We start from the raw sequence: 18,960 nt of genomic DNA on the forward strand, positions 1-18,960 counted from the left end.
TTATCGTTTTAGTAATTTCAATAACATTTTGGATAAAAAACCGAGTTCTGATCCAAAAACAAAAAAAACAATCAAAAACACAACAAAAATAATAGGAATCATTAATGACAAAGAAACAAAAGAATTTGCTACTGCAAGTAATACTAGCGTAAGCACTACAAAAAAAGTTTTACCTTTATGTTCAATACTTTTATAATTCTTTTGTCCATAATACGTTTGTAAACCCAGAAGACTTAGTCCTGAAACAACTGATGCATACGCTATCCCATATAAACCACATATAGGAAGAAGGTAAATACACATTAGTATATTTATTATTGATGATACAGCAAATGAAAAAAGAGTTAGATATACTTTATTTTTTATAGAAATACCATATGCCGTTGTTTCTATAATTAAGGTAAACAAAGGATATAATAGGACAAATGCAAAAAAAGATTTACTATCCTGAAATTGTTTTCCAATGAAAAGGTATACAAAGTTTTGAAATAAAAGACTTATAGACATAATTACCAATACTACTATCAAAACATAATTATGCATCTTTATTATCATATTTTGCTGATTAGCATAATTTTTAAACATATATGCTGACCAATAATTTGTAAACCCGGCTGTTAATGCACCTAATGCACCTAAAAAAATATTGGTGGAAGTATAAATACCCAACTGATCATAACCCAATCTATCAACAATAATAAGCTGTGTTAAAAAAAGATTAAAATATAACACCAAATTAATTGGAGAAGAAAAAATAGCATATTTGGCAATAGTTCTATACTCTATTTTTGGAGTTGCTGTGCTTTGAATTTTCGGAAACAATTCTCTTCTTTTAAAGAGAAAAAATAAAAATGAAAAAATAAATACACCAATAACATTAAAAAAAACTACCATAACATCACTAGGATCAAATAAGATAGCTAACAGAATAAAAAGTTTAGAAAACAGAGCGATACCAATACTTAAGAAAGAATATAAGTTCGGTTTATTTTTCATTCTGAATACAATAGAAAAATACCGGAAAATCAGTAAGGATAATACATTAACAAATAATAATATTGTTATAGTCCAATTGACAACTTTAAATATTTTTATAGATAAAATATCATGAAATAAAATTGAAATAAAAAAAACTATAATAAATACTATTAAAGATATACCTATACAAAATACCGCAAGTGCTTTTTTTTCAGAATCAGTCTTATATTCTTCATAAAAACGAACAAAACTATTATCAAAACCAAAACAAACAATACCTAATACTAAAATAGAAAAGGAATTAAAGATGTTAATAAAACCAACAGTTGATGGAGGAAAAACTCTAGTAATAATAATTACAGCAACTACACTAACAACAAAGTTAACCCAAGATGATATAGAAAACTTTAAGATTGAGGACATAAATTCCTTTAAAGAAAACTCATTCATTTATATTTTTATTTTTATAACCTTAAAAGTCATCAAGATATATTTTTTAACTGATCAATAAATGATTGTTTCTCTATTATAAATTAAACTTATTTTAAAATATCAGTAGTCATTATTTCTTCTAACAGCAAATTCATCTTTTCTAATTCCTGTTGTGATATCTCATTTTTAAATAAATCCTTCTTCATTCTCTCTTCACTAAGACGATATCTTTCTATTTTCTGATTCATTTTTTTACCCCAAATATTAATTGGAAATCTGACTACTAATGCTATCAATAAACCTTTAAATCTTCTAAAATAGAAATCTTTTTTTTCATTAAAACCAATATCCATATCATATTTATCAGTTGCATATACCTCTTCTAATATATCTGCTATCTTTTTGTATGTAGGAATTTTCTCGTCTACAAAACAATAACTTTCCATTTTTTGTTTATTCAGATTAGCGCTGATATGACTTAAACCGGAATACGATTTATCAAAAGTATCTAAGTCAGTTATAAAATTAGCATTTTTAAATATAACAACCTCAGAATCAATAGGTATTGGCAAAGGACGTAATATTTGTAAATCTTTTTTTAAGACTGTTGCTTCTAATGTCGAAGTGCTATACCAAGTATAAATCCTATCAACACGTTTTATCCATTGCTTTACAGTAAGTTCTGCTATTATCTTAAAATTAGGATATTTTTCCACTAGCTCATTAAGCCGGAAGTCTCCAACTGTTTCATCTGGATGAGGTCTATAAATCAATATCTTTTCCGGGTTCTTCTGCAATACACACTCAAACCAATCTAACATAATCTTTTTAGATTTTATAGAAAAACCTTTAAATGTTTCTATTTTATCCCCTAGAACCGCTCTAATGCTAGCGAATTCTTCATTTGTCATATTAGGAAAAGTGAAACTTGATATAAATAGAATCCATTCTTTAGAACTGTCTAATTGAAATTTAGCAGCAAGCTCTTCTCTGGTATAATACATGGAATCAAACTCTTCTCTCAATGAATCCATTTGTATTGCTCCTGTTATTTTAAGATTATCTTTACTTAAGCCAGAATTTAGTAATCTGTTATAAATACTTTCTCCCCAACATAAATGCAAAACTTCTCTTGCTCTTTCTTTAGGATTATGAAATGAATGTATGTTTTCTTCATTACTAACAGAAAGTACTTGCTCCCACTGTAAATTAACTACCTTAGGAATTAAACCGACAAGGTTATATACAAAAAAATCCAAAGTCCCATTATTATACATAGCAGACGCAAGAACAACTTTAGGTTTTATGTTCAATTGAAATAAAGAGGTTTTGTTAAAAGTACAATACAACACAACAGAATACCCTCTTTTTTCTAATTCTTTTTTTAAGATTAGTATAGAATCTCCCTCTCTATTTTTATGTTGATATGTTATTAAAAAGTCTACTTTCATTATAGTTAATTTTATTTTCTTACTACAAAATATATGCCTAACAATTTACCAGATATTGAAATCTTACTATATTGCTGTCCATCCTCCATCAATAATTAAATTCTGTCCTGTTATATATTTTGCTTCTTCTGAGAGCATAAATGAAACTGCGGGGGCTATATCATCCGGATTGCCCATTCTCCTCATTGGCACTCTTGCATTATATTTTTCTAAAAAAGAAGAATGTTGATGATCAAAAATTCCACCAGGAGATACACAATTTACACGGATATTTTGTTTACCATAATAAGACGCTAAATATCGTGTAAAGTTTACCATCCCTCCCTTTATAGCTGAATAAGCTGCTGCAGAAGTCCCTCCATAATCTTCATATAATGTAAAATCATTACCTACAACTCCATATATAGAAGCAATATTTACGATAGCTCCCGATTTTTGTTTTACCATTTGTTTTAAAACCTGCTGACTGATATAAAAAACAGAGTTCATTTGCATATCTACATTTTTCCGCCAAGAGTCTAATGGTATATCTTCAAAAAAAGCACCCCAATCTTTTGTTCTTGGATAAGCATTATTTACTAATCCATCGATCCTACCATAGGTTTCATAAATTAATAGAACAGCTTCTTCAATCGATTTTTCATCTGATATATCTACATGCAAATTCCCTGCCTCAAGATCTGTTTTTACAACTATATCTGCATTAAAAGGAATACCTCCTTTTTTCTTTATATCTTGAACAAGCTCTTTACCTATAAGTCCAGAACCTCCCGTAACTATAATAATTTTATCTTTAAGAATCATAGCTTAAACACATTTTTAAAACATTATAAGCATCTTCAGCTGTATTAAAAGATGTTGTTTTTTGTTCTTTTACTAATTTAATAAAATATTTCATTTGGGCAGTATACGTTTCCATCACCTCTTGATGAGATTCATATATAACTTTATCATTACAGATTATCGAATTTTTTCTTAAATCAACTAACCAAGTTTCATCTTCAAAAACAAGTTCTAAAGTTCGCTTGGAATCCCTTCTATAATAATTTAGAATAACATTAGCGCAAAAGTAATCATAAATCAAACAATAATTTGCATAATCAAAAGTTTCGATTTCTAAAGACGAACGATTTCTAAAGACTTTAGTCGTTTCTTTTGGCAATCCAAATAGCCAATAAAGGTAATCTATTTCATGTATTAAATCAATATGTACTCCACCGCCTAAAACAGTATTGGTACTATATGATTTTCGAAAATCCGTATTAGGTCTCCATTCTGGTAAAAAAGAACCACAATAAGTGTTAATTTCATTTATTCTTTTTCTACCAATATGTGTCTTTAAATAATTCAAACAATCTAAAAAACGAAGATTACAAGCAACATATGTTAGAGTTTGTTTCTTTTTTATTACATCTAAAACATCCTGAATATCAATGGTATGATAAATTGGTTTCTCTATAAAAAGAGGACAATTTAATTGCAACAGCAATAATATCGTTTTTTTATGTTCAGCTGTTGGATTAGAAATAATTGCAAAATCTATTTCTTTTCCTTTTAATTCTTCTAAAGCATATATATTTACAATATCATCAAGAGTATTAGCTTTTTCAGAAGAACGTAAGGCATAGATGTTAAACTTTTCTTTTATGTTTTTTAAAGCATTAAGATGCTTTTTTGCAATAGAACCTAAACCAACAAATAAAACATTCATAGCTTAAAATCCAATTTGTTATTTTCTAATAAAAACTCCATAAACATAAAATCAATTTCATGATCTAAATCAAAACAAATATGATTCATTATATATATCATGGACTTATCTGAAATTGCGGTTTTATATTCAGCTTCAAAAAAGGCTCTCCTATACCAATAAAAAGAAGCATTAAGTTCATATACTTCCGGAGCAGATTGCCTGGTCATAAAACTTCCGTCTAAATTTGTTTTTACTAATGAATAATATCCTTGATCATTTTTTTCAACCATATTAAAATAAGGATTTCTACCGGCTCTATTAACAGAAAACAGATTCATTGCTTCTTTGTTCTTTAATATCAATTCAAATGATTTATCCAAATCCTCGAATGTTCGTAAAGGAGATGTTACATCTAAATCTAAAATATAATCATATTTAAAATCAACCAAAGATTCCTCATATAACAGCACGTCTTTTATTGTATCTAACTTTCCCGCAGTATCTGTAGCTAAATGCTCTGGTCTTTCATATTCAGTATAAACGAGACACTGTTCTGCTGCTTTTTTTATAGCACTATCATCTGTAGATAATCCTATTTTTGCATTATATTTAGAGCCTAATCTATTAGCTATATCAATAGTATATTCAATAAGAGGTTTGCCACAAATTTGCTTAATATTTTTCCCAGGTATTCCTTTAGAACCACCTCGAGCGCAAATAGTAATCAATATCTTCATTTTTAAAATTTAATGTTTTGTATATCTAATTGTGCTTTTTCAAAGTCTTCATGCTTACCAACATCCAACCAATAACCAGATAAAGGATAAGAAATTACCTTAAGTCCTTCGTGAATCAACTTCTCCATCAAATCCGTTGCATTAAAAAATGAATCCTTTGGTAAAAATTGTAAAACGGAACGTTTCATCATGTAAATACCTCCATTAGAATAATAAGTATAGGTTGGTTTTTCTTTGAAATTTGTTATCCTGCCTTCTCTGGTTTCTAATACTGCATAAGGAATATTTACCTGATAAGGAATTGTAATTACTGCTAAATCTGCTTCATTTTTCACAAAATCCAGAAAAAAATGTTCATAATCTAAATTGGTTAACAAATCAGAATTTGTTACTAAAACATAATCATGTTCAAAATTATTTATTTTAGACACAGCTCCAATAGTCCCCAAAGCTTCTTTTTCCCAAATATAATTGATATTTATATTTCTATCTGAACCATCTCCCAAATATGCTTCTATTTGTTCCCCTAAATAATTTAAGGAAATCCAAAAATCATCTATCCCATATAAAGCTAATCTGTCAATATTATGCTCTATAATTGGTTTATCCCCTACCTTTAATAAGGGTTTGGGAATAGTATTAGTCAATGGTCTCAAACGCTGTCCTTTACCTCCTGCCATAATCACAACATCCACAGGAAGATAAGATCTTAATTCCCTAAAATTAATCACATTAACTACTTTATTATTATCATCTACAACAGGTATAATTCTAAAATTCCCTTCTCTATATTCTATAATCTTCTGTAAATTATTTTTCCCTTTTATAATATATCTTGGATTTGATTGAATAATCTGATCTATTACACTATCTACAGTAATTCCTTTAATTAACCCTCTTCTGACATCACCATCAGTTAAACTCCCTATTAATCTATCATCAACATCTACCACAAAAAGAATAGCATCTTGTGCCAATTTATTTAACTGGAGTAATGCTTCTTTTACTTTACTTCCGGTAAGAATTAAATGATCTCTATATATTCTCATAAAAATTCTTTTACAATATTAATTATACTATTTGCAGCTCCTTCTTTTACATATATGTTTTCCCCATGAAATTCGCCTAAATTTATAGCTTTTTTAATCGTTAAATACATTTCATCTTCATCAAAGGTAGTATTCAAAATATTTTTACTTTGAAGACGTCCAGCCTGTCTGTCACCAACATTAACAACATATTTTTGAAACGAAGCAGCTTCAATTATCCCACTGGAAGTATTTCCTATTAAAATTTTGGCATAGCACATTGCTGAAAAATAGTTTACTTTACCAAAATTTTCTATAAGCATTACCCGATCAGGAATCTCTTTTTCTAACTCTTTTATTTTATTTCTATAAATTGAACCTAATGTATCTGCATTAGGCATTGTAATAATTAGAAATATATCATTTGAAATTTTCACAAGAACATTTTTCATTGCAATTGCATAGCTTCGGTTATTTTCTATACTTACTGTTTCAGGATGAAAAGTTATCAATCCATAATCACCGTTTGGGATTTTAAACGTTTTAAAAAATTGGTTTTTATCAATTGGTTTAAATGAAGCTAATCCATCAAGACTTAATGCACCTACTGTAGAAACAGCATTATCACCTACCAAACTAATAACTTTACTCCTAAAAACATCTGTTGCAGTAAAATGTAAAACTGATGCTAAAGTAATTTGATGTCTATAAATATTATCAATTGCACCCAATGTTGTTTCACCTCCATGAATATGGGCAAATTTAACCCCTATAGGAATACCTGCCTGAACTGCTGCACTCATTTCAAAACGATCACCTAAACAGAATACCAAATCGTATTTATGTGTAGTCCAAAATTCTGCAAATTTTAAAACTGTTAGTCCATAAGATGTAACTATACTCTGTTCATCATCATTAGAAAGCAAAGATGATATAGAATGAATAACCGGATAAACATCTTTTTCAATCTCATTAAGGGTATATCCATGATTTTTTGATAAATGCGTTCCAAAAGCAATTATATCTAATGAAAAAAAAACGTCTCTTTTTATCTTCTCTAAAAGGGGAAGATAAATTCCATAATCAGCTCTAGAACTTGTCAAAACAGCTATTTTCATAAATCAGTCAAGTTCAGTTTTTCAAAAGCTTTTTTATCTACTTTTAATTGTTTTCCAATTATATTTTCCCATTCCATAGGCGATATTCCGTCTCCTGGTCGTAATGCTATTAAATCGTCTTCTGTAAGAATTGTCCCTTTTGAAACATCTTTAATCAAATGGATGCTCTTTCTGGCTATAAGAATGTTTTTTTGTTCTGATTCTGAAGGAATTTTAACTCCGTCACCCATTGCTTTTTCTATATTCCGAATACAACGAACCATTTCTTTTAATTCGTCAGGCTCTAAACTAGCCTTGTGATCCGGTCCTTCCATATTTTTATCTAAAGTAAAATGCTTTTCAATTATTGTTGCTCCTAGAGCAACAGCTGCAATAGGCACTTCAATTCCTAAAGTATGATCTGAATATCCTATTTTAACACCAAATTTAGCTCCGATTGTTAACATTGCTTTCAAATTAACATCTTTCATCGGCGTTGGATATTCTGTATTACAATGCAAAATTGTTATATCATCTTTACTAATACCATATTTCATTAAAACCTCAACCGCATCTAGAATATCTCTTTCAGAACACATCCCTGTAGACAAAATTACCGGTTTTTTAGTTAAAGCTATATTTTTAAGATAAGGATAATTAGTAATTTCCCCACTGGGAACTTTAAAAATATCTAATTTTAAACTAGATAAATAGTTTACTCCCTCTGGATCAAATGCTGTAGATAAAAATTTTATATTTTTACTATCACAATACTCTATTAATTCTATATGATTTTGATGGCTCAACTCTAATTTTTTCAGCATATTATATTGAGAATCATCATTATCATTAGTATTCTGAACTTGATAATCTGCTTTTTTAGCTGTTGGACTAACCAACTTATCTGCTTTAAATGTTTGAAATTTCACATAATCAACTCCCGCAGCAACAGCAACATCTATTAACTGTTTAGCAAAATTAATATCCCCATTATGATTTACTCCTGCTTCAGCAATAATTATAGTATTATTTTTCATATTTCTTTCCCCGGATTACCAACTATTATCTTCCCATCAGATATATCTTTTAAAACAACAGCCCCTGCCCCTACAATTACATCTTTTCCTATTTTAACACCTTGTTTTATTACGGAGTTTGCTCCAATAAAGGATCGTTCCCCTATTTCAACATTACCCGCTAAAACTGCTCCAGGAGCAATATGGACACTGTTTTTTAAAACACATTCGTGATCTATTATAGCGCCAGTATTCACTATACAATAATCTCCAATAGTAACTAATGGATTTATTGTACAATTTCTTGCAAAAAAATTACCTGTCCCCATTTTAATATATTCCGAGACACAGGATTTTGGATGTATAACATTAAGCATCTCATGATTTTGAGAAATAATATATTTCGCTGTTTTTTCTCTTATAGTATTATCTCCAATTCCTAAGATGAATTTATTATTATTCTCCCAACCTTCAAAAGATACTTTTCTCTCATCTCCAATATACTGAAGTTGATATGGATTTATTAAACTCTGATTTTTATCAGCATAAAATAATAAGCCTAATTTATTTTCAATAGCAGCTTCTGCCACAACAAAACCATGACCTGAATACCCTAAAAGTATAACTTTATAATCTAACACTACTTGGAATATTTATTAAACGATCAGCTACCCATTCACTAGTAGACAAATCTCCTTTTTGTGATTCTTTAAACATTGGTAATCTATGCATTAATTCCCAAACGGGTCTTGACATTACACCATTTGCATTTGTATATTCTAAAAATTCATCTCTTTCTTCTTTATTTTCTAATAGTATCACATTTAACCAATAATTAGCCTTTGCTTCTTCTATTTCTGTAACAAAAGAAATGCCAATACTTTTAAAAAAAACTTTATACAGTTGGGTCAACTCTCTTTTATTTTCAATAAATTTTTCAAGTTGTTCCAATTGTGCACAAGCTAAAGCTGCATTTAGATTAGGCATTCTGTAATTATAGCCTATATCATCATGAATAAAAGCCCATCTATGTGGAACTTTAGCCTGAGTTGTGAGATGTTTTGCTCTCTTAGCAATTTCCGGATCATTTGTTATTAGAGCTCCCCCTCCTCCAGAGGTAACTGTTTTATTACCATTAAAGCTAAACGTACCTAATAACCCGAAAGTTCCGGTATGTTTTGTTTTATAATAACTTCCTAAGGATTCCGCAGCATCTTCTACTAAACTTATATTCCATTTTTCACAAATAGATACTATCTCATCTATACGACAAGGTAAACCGAAAGTATGCATTGGAACACATGCTTTTATTCTGTTATTCGTTATTTTATTATAAGTATATCCATCTGATCTAACCTCTGCATTCTCTTCAAGAAACAACTCTAATGCTTTTGGAGAAAGCCCTAATGTATCTCTGTCAATATCAACAAATACCGGTTTTGCTCCGATATAGCTAATTGCATTTGCTGTAGCGATAAATGTTAAACTTTGAGAAATCACCTCATCCTCTGTTTCTACTCCTGCTAACAATAAAGCCAAATGCAATGCATTTGTACCATTTACAATAGCTATTGCATAAGATGCACCCGTTATTTCGCACATCATTTCTTCAAATCGATTGACATATTCTCCTACCGAAGAAACAAATGTAGATTCGATTGTATCCAGAACATATTTTTTTTCATTTCCTATAAATTTAGGAGCATGTAACGGAATAAAATCCTGATTAGGAAACTCCATTTTTATAAAATCAACAATTAAGGGAAATTTACTATTCATAACTATATATTATAAATATCTGCTTTATATTCTTTTAAGTTTTCAACATTTCTAAACCAATCTATAGTTTCTGAAATTCCTTGTTCTAAACTATATTCTTGTTTCCAATTAGTATAGCTTTTCAACTTTTCATTAGACCCAAATAATCTGAAAACTTCACTTTTACTTGGTCTTAATCGCTCTTTTTCAGTAACAATTTTTGCGTTAGGATTGATCTGCTTAATCATTTCCTGTGCTAAATCACCAATACTAATTTCTGACTGAGTAGCTATATTCACCTCATGCCCTATTAATGCATCACATTTGGCAATCTGAACAAACCCTTCTACTGTATCTTTAACAAATAACAAATCTCTTGTTGGAGTAATATCTCCTAATTTAATTTCCTCTTTACCATTCAATAATTGAGTAATAATTGTTGGAATTACTGCTCGTGCAGATTGTCTTGGTCCATAAGTATTAAATGGACGAACAATAGTTAAAGGTAAATCAAAACTTCTATAAAAAGAATCAGCAATACAATCTGCCCCGATTTTTGAAGCTGAGTAGGGCGACTGTGGCTGTTTAGGATGTAGTTCAGTAATAGGCACAAACTGAGCTGTACCATATACTTCTGATGTAGAAGTTACCAACACTCTTTCAACATTCAAATCTTTAGCTGCCTGAATAATATTTAATGTTCCTTTTATATTCGTATCAATATATGAGTCCGGAGAATGATAACTAAAAGGTATTGCAATTAATGCTGCTAAATGAAATACAACATTTATATCTTTCATTGCTGTACGTACTCCATTCGGATCTCGTATATCTCCTGTAAAAATATCAATTTGTGAAAGAATTTCTTTTGGTAAACTATCAAGCCATCCCCAGGAATTAAATGAATTATAATAACAAAAAGCTCTTACCCTACAACCTTCTTTTATAAGCTGTTCTACTAAATGGCTGCCTATAAATCCATCCGCTCCTGTTACTAAAATATTTTTATTTAATAAATTCATTATATTATTTTTATACTATTTCTTCTTTTTTTAAATCTTAAAACCACAGCCGCCTATAAGCTTCTAATTTAGAATATCCTTTAACAACTTTCTTCCAATCAAAAAGCCTATAATTAAAAAACCTCCCAAAAAACTTCCTAAAATAATACCTTTTATTTTTCCAAAACGTTCTTGTTTAAGAGGTAAGATTGGCTTATCAATAACTTGTATTAAAGGGGTTTCTTTTCTTACTGTTACTTTCGCTAATTCTAAATTTTTTACTAATTCTGTTAATATTGCTGTATTTGCCTGGACATCAACCTGACGCCGTGTAGAAGGCACTCTTCTTACGTTTAAAGCAGGATTTAAATTAAATATATTATCTTCTTCTGTTGCTACTCCTGATATGGAACTGTTTAAAGCTCTCCTAATGGAGTCTGTCTGCTTTTCTAAAATATCTAAATTAAGTTTTGCTTTTTTACTCTTAGTTTCAATATAGAAATCAGAAACCTCTTTTACCAATTCTTCTGTAAAATATTTAGCAAATAATTCATTTGTAGATTTTACTTCTACAGTAGTAATCGCTGTTTTTTTATCTTTTTGAACAACTGCTAAACCTCCCTTAAGTAGCACCTCATAAACATTTCCTAAAATACTATCCTGATCTCTAGTGAATTTTGCTCTATCCACATTAGGTAAAAATTGTATGTCTTTTAATTTATCATTTTTTCGCCAATTATCTCTGATTTTATTAAAATCTAAATACATATCAACTAAAGATATTGTCTTACCATCTAAATTTATAGGGTTTAATAAAGTCTTTTCTACCAAAGATCTGGATTTCATTAATTCTAATAAATTTGCTCCTGAAAATGCACCTCCGGCATTTCCTCCCATATCGAATCCAAACTGACTTGCTAAGCCCATAGCCCCTCCTAAACCTCCTCCAGATCCTTTTTCATCTTCCAAAGCAAAAGAGAGTGTTGCTGTATAGATTGGTTTTTTAGTATACGAATACCCTAATCCTAAAACTCCACCAATAACAACAAAGAGAAATACTGTTTTCCATTTAGAAAGAAGATAATGAATCCATTCTTTTATTTTTAAGATAAGCTCCTTTAATGTAACTTCATCTGTATTTTGATCAGACATAAAATAGTATATTTTCTAAATTATCTTAATATTGCAATAATTACACCCGCTAAACTGGCTAATACACTCCCCATACTAACAATTTCTCCTGTTGACATTGCTTTTCTTTCCGGCCTTTCCGGCACAACAATTTGTGATCCCGGAGTTACTTTAGGATAAGATCTGATAAACATAAAACCATGAGCCGTAGCTGCGCTACCATTGGGATAAACGACATACGTTTTTCTTTTCCAGGCTTTACTATTAGTTCCTCCAACTGAGGATATATAATAATCAACTCCTTTTCCTCTTCTATAAGGAATTTCAGAAGTTAATAAAACATTTCCTAACACTTTAACTCCTTCTTCAAATGCTGCTACTTCTATCTCATCTCCCGGTAATAAAGTTACATTTGAATAGTTTTTTTTATTCTTACGAACTTTTTCCCAATCAATAGGAATTGTAGCATACTGAACCTCTTTAACTATCTGCTCCTGAATACTATCATTAGCTTTAAGATCTATTTTTACATTTTTTAGTCCTTCTAAATCTTTCTCAACAATAAGTCTTTTAATTTTAATACCATTAGGATTCGCCTCTGGAGATAATCCACCTGCTCTCTGAATAAAATTAAATATTTTCTCTTTTTTACTCGCAATAACATATTTTCCCGGATACAATACCTCCCCACTGATAGTAACCATTTCAGGTTTCTCAAAAACAGGTAATTTCCGAACATTTACTATATCATACGGTTCTAAAATAAATACTTTACTTTGTTCATTATTTGTAGGAGTGATTTCAATATTAAAAAGCTCAACTTTTTTAGGATTTTTAGGATCAATATTTTCTGATTTGATCATACGTGCAATTTCTACTCTTTTTGAAGCCGCATCTGACAAACCACCTGCCTGAATTAATAAATCATTTAAAGATAATTTTTCTACATAATCGTACTCTCCCGGCTTTCTAACCTCTCCATCTATAGTAACGCTAAAATCATCTCTTAAATCAAAAATAGAATATATTGTCAGTTCATCTTCTTTTTTTAAGATTACATTATATTGAGGATCTCCGGCAAGAGCTTTTTCCAAATTAATATCAACTATTTCTTTAGTAAGATCCTGCTTAAGGCGAACTAAACGAGCTCGACTGCTATAAGCGTCCTCTGTTAAACCATCTGCCTGTGCGATCAGGTCTAAAATAGTCATACCCTCCCTCAAGGAATAGTTATTTGGACGAAAAACAGAACCATTAATAGTTACTCTGTTTTCATATCTGTTTAATATTTTAGAAACGGTAAACTCATCTCCCGATTGTGGTTTATAGATATCAAAATCTGAAGATAAAACATCTACAACTTTTAACTCTTTATTTGTTTTCTGTATTACATTAACTGAAGCTCTATAAGCATTCTCTGTAAATCCGGAAGCAAATTTTAAAAGATTATTAAAATTCTCTGTAGGCAAGACCTCGAAAAAACCGGGACGTTTTACTTCTCCTTCAACTGTTACTCTATTATGATATGCAGGAATTCTGATTACATCATTATCTTTTAATCCTAAATTATCTGTTTGGTCTCCATTAACTAGAAAACGATAAATATCTATTGTTCTGACTAATTTATTATTACGTATCAGTTCTATATTTCTGTAACTGCCATTTTTCCCGGGTCCTCCTGCTAAATGCAAAACATTATAAACAGTCGCCAAAGAAGAAACAGAATAATTTCCGGGCTGCATACTTCCAATAATAGTTACTTTGATTGTTCTTATACTACTTAAACTAACAGCAACTTGTGACTGTCCGTAATTTACAGTACTATATACCCTCGAAATTGCCTGTTTAATGTTTTGTGAAGCTGCCTCAAAGGTTAGTCCACCAACATGAAGCTGCCCTACATTCTGTATAGTAATTTTTCCTTCTACAGAAACAGGTAAAATATCACTATATTCCTGTACGCCATAAACATTAATCTCTAATTCATCTCCAGGACCAAGTATATAATTAAGTGGTGTTGCTAATTTTAAATTCGGCTCAAACGTTAATGCCGCATTATTGAACAATTCCGAACCAAAAATTCTGGAATCTATCGTATCTTTAAGTTGTTGTTTTTGATTTATTTCTTCTAAATCATTCTGATTTCTAGAACCATCATAAGATTTATTATTTTTTCTTTTACTACTATCATCATTTTTATTATCTGATGATTTTTCATTATTTCTATCTTTATCCTCTTCATCTTCCTTTTCTTTTTTATCTTTTTTATTTCTATTTGATAACTGATTAGAATCCGTATTATTCACTCGTTCTTTTAGTTTTGAGAATTCAGCAGAACTCATCCCTTTAGACAAAGCAGTAGACTCTACACTTTCAATTGTCATATTGTTTCTTTTCAGTTGAGATTTCAACTTTACAATATCATTATCGGAAAGCATCTCTACTTTGACTCTACTCAAATCGTTACCTCTCAACAAATCCTGAGCTAAAATTCGTTCTGAATGAAAAAAAACAATTACTAATAAAAAAAAGAAAGAAAACTGCTTATATAATTTATTCATTTTTTATGAATGTTTTAATTTATCTAAATTAATTTAAAAACTGCTGAATTCTTTTAGTATCTAAAAAAATATAATTCAAAAATTAAGCGCAAAAATAACCGTTTATTATTGATTTATGAACATTTATTTAAAAAGATATCCCTTTAGCAAGACTTCTTAAATAAAGCTACATATAACAACTCTTTAATTCAAAAAAGAATAACTTACATTTCTCTGTATTAAATCTATCACAATCTAACACCAATTGCCTTATAAACAAACCCTATATCTCTCATCTTGTCTGCATTTAAAACATTTCTTCCATCAAAAATAAAAGCCGGTTTCTGCATACTATCATATATTTGCTTCCAATCAAGCAATTTAAACTCATCCCATTCTGTCAAAATAGCTATTGCATGCGCCTCTTTACACGCAGCATAAGCTGCTGTTGTTACAACAACATTCTTTTGATTATCTTCAGAAGATCGATTCTTTAAATAATTTAAATCTTCTAATATTTGGATTTCTTTTACTTTAGGATCATATACTGCTATCTGAGCCTGTTCATTTAACAAATCATCTGCTACATAAATAGCTGCGGATTCTCTGGTATCGTTTGTGTCCTTTTTAAAAGCCCAGCCTAAAAAAGCTATCTTTTTACCTGAAACTGTATTATATAATGTTTCTACAATATTTTTTGCAAAACGTCTTTTCTGGTGATCATTCATTATGATTACCTGCTCCCAATAATCCGCTACCTCATTTAAACCATATGATTTAGCTATATAAACTAAATTTAAAATATCTTTCTGAAAACAGGATCCTCCAAAACCAACAGATGCTTGTAAAAATTTTGATCCAATACGACTGTCCATTCCAATAGCTTTTGCTACTTCATTGATATTAGCACCTGTTTTTTCACATAATTCAGATAATGCGTTAATAGAGGAAACTCGTTGTGCCAAAAAAGCATTTGCTGTTAATTTAGATAATTCTGAAGACCATACATTTGTAGTTATTATTTTTTCTCTTTCTATCCAGTGAGCATAAATTTTTACCAAAGCTTCAATAGCTTCCTTTCCGTGTGGAGTGGAATCTCCACCAATTAAAACCCTATCCGGGTTTATAAGATCCTGAATTGCTGTCCCTTCAGACAAAAACTCTGGATTAGACAATACCTGAAACTGAACTCCATTACCTGTATTGTCTAATATATTTTTAATTGCTTCGGCAGTACGTACAGGTAAAGTCGATTTCTCTACTACAATTTTATTATCTTTTGCAACATGTGCTATTTGTCTGGCACATAATTCTATATATTTCAAATCTGCTGCCATACCTTTCCCAACCCCATACGTTTTGGTTGGAGTATTAACAGAAATAAAAATCATCTGAGCTTCGTCAATAGCTTTTTCTATATCCGTTGAAAAAAATAAATTCCTGTTTCTCGCCTCGATTACAACTTCTCTTAATCCTGGTTCATAAACAGGAATAGCGTCAATATCAGCATTATTCCAGGATTGAATCTTTTCTTTATTCAGATCAACTACTGTTACTTTTATCTCCGGACATTTTTGCGCAATCACAGACATTGTAGGACCTCCTACATAACCTGCTCCAATACAACAAATATTTGTTATTTTCATATACATCTACTATTTTCCATTAATTATATAAAATATATCTAACTGAAAAACTATCTTTAAACTTATTTAACCTCTTTTAATTCTATGATTGCTACAACAAAAAGCAAACTCCTTACCATATACTTACAAAAGTAATACTTTAACCTTTCAAAAAATCAGAATCCAAATATTCTATAACTTTAATTATTTCTTTAAAGAACTTTCAAAAGGAACACGATGTAAAATACTTCTTCCCAAAGTAACTTCATCAGCATATTCCAGTTCATCTCCTACAGCAATACCTCTGGCAATTGTAGATGTAATTACATCACAATCTGCAATTTGTTTATATATATAAAAATTAGTGGTATCCCCTTCCATTGTAGAACTTAAAGCAAAAATAATCTCTGTTATTTTGCCTGATCTTACTTTTTCAACTAAAGACATAATATTTAATTGACTGGGACCAATTCCATCAATAGGTGATATTTTGCCTCCTAACACATGATAAACACCTCTAAACTGACCTGTATTCTCAATCGCCATTACATCTCGAATATCCTCAACAATACAAATTAACTGATGATTACGATTCGGATTAGCACAGATTTCACAGATATCTACATCTGAAATATTATGGCAGTTTTTGCAAAATTTAATATTTTCCCGCATTCCTAATAATGCCTGAGATAAGAATTGTGTTTGTTCTTTTGGCTGCTTTAGTAAATGTAATACCAGACGCAAAGCGGTACGCTTACCTATTCCAGGTAACTGCGACATCTCAAACACTGCTTTTTCTAAAAGTTTCGAAGAGAATTCCATTGCAACAAAAGTACAACTTTTAAATGAACGATTACAAACCTAAACTCCCATTCTTACAAGTATAATCAATTAATTTTTGAAGAAATCAAATGTTACTACTTTTTTTGTAATTTGGCTACATTAAACTCAATCTTCAACTATGCAGCCTTTTACAATACTTTCTATCATAATAATCTATTTTGGGCTTTTATTATTTATTTCCAACATCATCAGCAAAAAAGATAATGGAAATGAAGCCTTTTTTAAAGCCAATAAAAACTCTAAGTGGTATCTTGTTGCTTTTGGAATGATTGGAACTGCTTTGTCCGGAGTAACATTTATTTCTGTTCCCGGCGAAGTAGGATCTCCAAACGGAGAACAGTTTAAATATTTTCAATTTGTATTGGGAAATGCCATTGGTTTTATAATTATTGCTAAAGTATTGCTACCGCTCTATTATCGTATGAATCTAACCTCTATCTATAGCTATATAGAAAAAAGATTGGGTTTTTACAGCTATAAAACATCTGCCATTATATTTTTAATAAGCAGGACTATTGGTTCAGCCTTTCGATTATATTTGGTTGTAATAGTTTTACAACGTTATGTTTTTGATTTTTATGGTGTTCCTTTTTGGCTGACTGTTTTAATTTCTTTGGGATTAATATTTGCATATACTTATAAAGGAGGTTTAAAAACAATAATAATTACAGATACCTTACAGACTTTTTTCTTAGTAGCTTCTGTTTTTTTCACCATTTATTTTATTTGTGACAGTTTAGATTATAATCTATCAGAATCTTTTGAGGCGGTTAAAAACAGTAACTACTCAAAGATCTTCTTTTTTGAAGATTTCATAACCAGTAAATACCATTTTGTAAAACAAATCCTGGGAGGAATATTTGTTACGATTGCAATGGTTGGACTTGATCAGGATTTAATGCAGAAAAATTTAAGCTGTAAGAATATCAGTGAAGCACAAAAAAACATGTTTACTTTTACAGGGATATTCGTGATCATCAATCTGTTTTTTCTGAGTGTAGGAGCTTTACTTTATATCTATGCTGCAAAAAACGGTATTGAAGTTCCAACAGACACAATATCAGGAAAACCAAGAACAGATCTTTTGTTTCCGGAAATAGCTTTTCATCATTTAACAATAATACCCTCAATTATTTTCTTACTGGGGTTAACTGCTGCTACGTTTGCAACAACAGATTCTGCTTTAACAGCCTTAACAACTTCTTTTTGTGTAGATTTTCTAGGAATGGACAAAGCTGAAAACGCTACAAAACCCAATATTGTAAAAACAAGACATTTAGTACACATCTCTTTTTCTGTATTAATGTTTCTGGTTATTATTATTTTTAATGCAATTAATGATGCTTCAGTAGTGAGTATGATATTTAAGATTGCATCTTATACCTATGGCCCTCTTTTGGGATTGTATTCTTTTGGACTCTTTATGAAGAAAAGAACAGTTTATGATAAAACTGTTCCTTTTATTTGTCTGTTATCTCCAACTCTAACTTATTTATTGAGTCAAAACTCTAAAGTTATTTTTGGTAATTATGTTTTCGACAATGAATTAATAATTGTCAATGGTCTGATTACTTTTATTTTACTTTTAATAGTAAGTAAGCCTTACATTAAATTAGATGAATTATAACAC

At 30.0% G+C, this 18,960-nt stretch carries 16 protein-coding genes; 1 reads left to right on the forward strand and 15 read right to left on the reverse strand.

Annotated elements, in window-relative coordinates; all coding sequences use genetic code 11:
* The 15 genes from AC4FQX_RS03180 to recR all read right to left on the reverse strand — a co-directional run bounded on the left by AC4FQX_RS03180 (window position 1) and on the right by recR (window position 17,309).
* Window positions 1-1,428 (reverse strand): lipopolysaccharide biosynthesis protein, encoded by a 1,428-nt coding sequence (locus AC4FQX_RS03180; protein WP_491166215.1) that lies wholly within the window; start codon window positions 1,426-1,428, stop codon window positions 1-3.
* 89 nt (window positions 1,429-1,517) lie between these two features.
* Complete coding sequence (locus tag AC4FQX_RS03185; RefSeq protein ID WP_491166216.1) at window positions 1,518-2,861, reverse strand: surface carbohydrate biosynthesis protein; 1,344 nt, start codon at window positions 2,859-2,861, stop codon at window positions 1,518-1,520.
* A 66-nt stretch (window positions 2,862-2,927) separates the two neighbouring features.
* Window positions 2,928-3,665, reverse strand: coding sequence for an SDR family oxidoreductase (locus tag AC4FQX_RS03190; protein WP_491166217.1), 738 nt, complete (start codon window positions 3,663-3,665; stop codon window positions 2,928-2,930).
* Window positions 3,655-4,572, reverse strand: coding sequence for a Gfo/Idh/MocA family protein (locus AC4FQX_RS03195; protein ID WP_491166218.1), 918 nt, complete (start codon window positions 4,570-4,572; stop codon window positions 3,655-3,657). The genes AC4FQX_RS03190 and AC4FQX_RS03195 overlap by 11 nt, the downstream gene beginning before the upstream one ends.
* The gene (locus tag AC4FQX_RS03200) at window positions 4,569-5,291 is read right to left on the reverse strand and encodes an acylneuraminate cytidylyltransferase family protein (protein ID WP_491166219.1); all 723 of its coding nucleotides are present in this window, start codon (window positions 5,289-5,291) and stop codon (window positions 4,569-4,571) included. The genes AC4FQX_RS03195 and AC4FQX_RS03200 overlap by 4 nt, the downstream gene beginning before the upstream one ends.
* Before the next feature lie 2 nt (window positions 5,292-5,293).
* Window positions 5,294-6,340: a nucleotidyltransferase family protein gene (locus AC4FQX_RS03205; RefSeq protein WP_491166220.1), complete on the reverse strand. Its 1,047-nt coding sequence runs from the start codon at window positions 6,338-6,340 to the stop codon at window positions 5,294-5,296.
* Window positions 6,337-7,437 carry a UDP-N-acetylglucosamine 2-epimerase gene (gene neuC / locus AC4FQX_RS03210; protein WP_491166221.1) on the reverse strand — a complete coding sequence of 367 codons (1,101 nt, stop codon included), beginning with the start codon at window positions 7,435-7,437 and terminating at the stop codon, window positions 6,337-6,339. The genes AC4FQX_RS03205 and neuC overlap by 4 nt, the downstream gene beginning before the upstream one ends.
* Window positions 7,434-8,453 carry an N-acetylneuraminate synthase gene (gene neuB, locus AC4FQX_RS03215; RefSeq protein ID WP_491166222.1) on the reverse strand — a complete coding sequence of 340 codons (1,020 nt, stop codon included), beginning with the start codon at window positions 8,451-8,453 and terminating at the stop codon, window positions 7,434-7,436. Before neuB ends, neuC begins: the two co-directional genes overlap by 4 nt.
* Window positions 8,450-9,073 (reverse strand): acetyltransferase, encoded by a 624-nt coding sequence (locus AC4FQX_RS03220; protein ID WP_491166223.1) that lies wholly within the window; start codon window positions 9,071-9,073, stop codon window positions 8,450-8,452. Before AC4FQX_RS03220 ends, neuB begins: the two co-directional genes overlap by 4 nt.
* Window positions 9,060-10,211, reverse strand: a complete 1,152-nt coding sequence (locus AC4FQX_RS03225) for a LegC family aminotransferase (protein WP_491166224.1) — start codon at window positions 10,209-10,211, stop codon at window positions 9,060-9,062. Before AC4FQX_RS03225 ends, AC4FQX_RS03220 begins: the two co-directional genes overlap by 14 nt.
* A gap of 2 nt (window positions 10,212-10,213) precedes the next feature.
* A complete protein-coding gene (locus AC4FQX_RS03230) occupies window positions 10,214-11,212 on the reverse strand; it encodes an NAD-dependent 4,6-dehydratase LegB (RefSeq protein WP_491166225.1) in 999 nt (332 codons plus the stop codon).
* Between the two features lie 63 nt (window positions 11,213-11,275).
* Window positions 11,276-12,343, reverse strand: coding sequence for a Wzz/FepE/Etk N-terminal domain-containing protein (locus AC4FQX_RS03235; protein WP_491166226.1), 1,068 nt, complete (start codon window positions 12,341-12,343; stop codon window positions 11,276-11,278).
* Between the two features lie 20 nt (window positions 12,344-12,363).
* Window positions 12,364-14,883: an SLBB domain-containing protein gene (locus AC4FQX_RS03240; protein WP_491166227.1), complete on the reverse strand. Its 2,520-nt coding sequence runs from the start codon at window positions 14,881-14,883 to the stop codon at window positions 12,364-12,366.
* 227 nt (window positions 14,884-15,110) lie between these two features.
* Window positions 15,111-16,508 carry a UDP-glucose 6-dehydrogenase gene (locus AC4FQX_RS03245; protein ID WP_491166228.1) on the reverse strand — a complete coding sequence of 466 codons (1,398 nt, stop codon included), beginning with the start codon at window positions 16,506-16,508 and terminating at the stop codon, window positions 15,111-15,113.
* Window positions 16,509-16,691: 183 nt separating this feature from the next.
* Complete coding sequence (recR, locus tag AC4FQX_RS03250; protein WP_491166229.1) at window positions 16,692-17,309, reverse strand: recombination mediator RecR; 618 nt, start codon at window positions 17,307-17,309, stop codon at window positions 16,692-16,694.
* Between the two features lie 139 nt (window positions 17,310-17,448).
* On the opposite strand from recR, the gene AC4FQX_RS03255 reads away from it, so the two are divergent.
* On the forward strand, window positions 17,449-18,957 hold the full coding sequence (locus tag AC4FQX_RS03255; protein ID WP_491166230.1) for a sodium:solute symporter: 1,509 nt from the start codon (window positions 17,449-17,451) through the stop codon (window positions 18,955-18,957).
* Window positions 18,958-18,960: the final 3 nt, after the last annotated feature.

It is taken from the genome of Flavobacterium sp. AK-301, assembly GCF_058310215.1.

Excerpts from the sequence above, each read along its gene's own strand:
- AC4FQX_RS03180 (WP_491166215.1), bottom strand. The coding sequence starts at position 1,428 with ATGAATGAGTTTTCTTTAAAGGAATTTATGTCCTCAATCTTAAAGTTT.
- AC4FQX_RS03185 (WP_491166216.1), bottom strand. The coding sequence starts at position 2,861 with ATGAAAGTAGACTTTTTAATAACATATCAACATAAAAATAGAGAGGGA.
- AC4FQX_RS03190 (WP_491166217.1), bottom strand. The coding sequence starts at position 3,665 with ATGATTCTTAAAGATAAAATTATTATAGTTACGGGAGGTTCTGGACTT.
- AC4FQX_RS03195 (WP_491166218.1), bottom strand. The coding sequence starts at position 4,572 with ATGAATGTTTTATTTGTTGGTTTAGGTTCTATTGCAAAAAAGCATCTT.
- AC4FQX_RS03200 (WP_491166219.1), bottom strand. The coding sequence starts at position 5,291 with ATGAAGATATTGATTACTATTTGCGCTCGAGGTGGTTCTAAAGGAATA.
- AC4FQX_RS03205 (WP_491166220.1), bottom strand. The coding sequence starts at position 6,340 with ATGAGAATATATAGAGATCATTTAATTCTTACCGGAAGTAAAGTAAAA.
- neuC (WP_491166221.1), bottom strand. The coding sequence starts at position 7,437 with ATGAAAATAGCTGTTTTGACAAGTTCTAGAGCTGATTATGGAATTTAT.
- neuB (WP_491166222.1), bottom strand. The coding sequence starts at position 8,453 with ATGAAAAATAATACTATAATTATTGCTGAAGCAGGAGTAAATCATAAT.
- AC4FQX_RS03225 (WP_491166224.1), bottom strand. The coding sequence starts at position 10,211 with ATGAATAGTAAATTTCCCTTAATTGTTGATTTTATAAAAATGGAGTTT.
- AC4FQX_RS03230 (WP_491166225.1), bottom strand. The coding sequence starts at position 11,212 with ATGAATTTATTAAATAAAAATATTTTAGTAACAGGAGCGGATGGATTT.
- AC4FQX_RS03235 (WP_491166226.1), bottom strand. The coding sequence starts at position 12,343 with ATGTCTGATCAAAATACAGATGAAGTTACATTAAAGGAGCTTATCTTA.
- AC4FQX_RS03240 (WP_491166227.1), bottom strand. The coding sequence starts at position 14,883 with ATGAATAAATTATATAAGCAGTTTTCTTTCTTTTTTTTATTAGTAATT.
- AC4FQX_RS03245 (WP_491166228.1), bottom strand. The coding sequence starts at position 16,508 with ATGAAAATAACAAATATTTGTTGTATTGGAGCAGGTTATGTAGGAGGT.
- recR (WP_491166229.1), bottom strand. The coding sequence starts at position 17,309 with ATGGAATTCTCTTCGAAACTTTTAGAAAAAGCAGTGTTTGAGATGTCG.
- AC4FQX_RS03255 (WP_491166230.1), top strand. The coding sequence starts at position 17,449 with ATGCAGCCTTTTACAATACTTTCTATCATAATAATCTATTTTGGGCTT.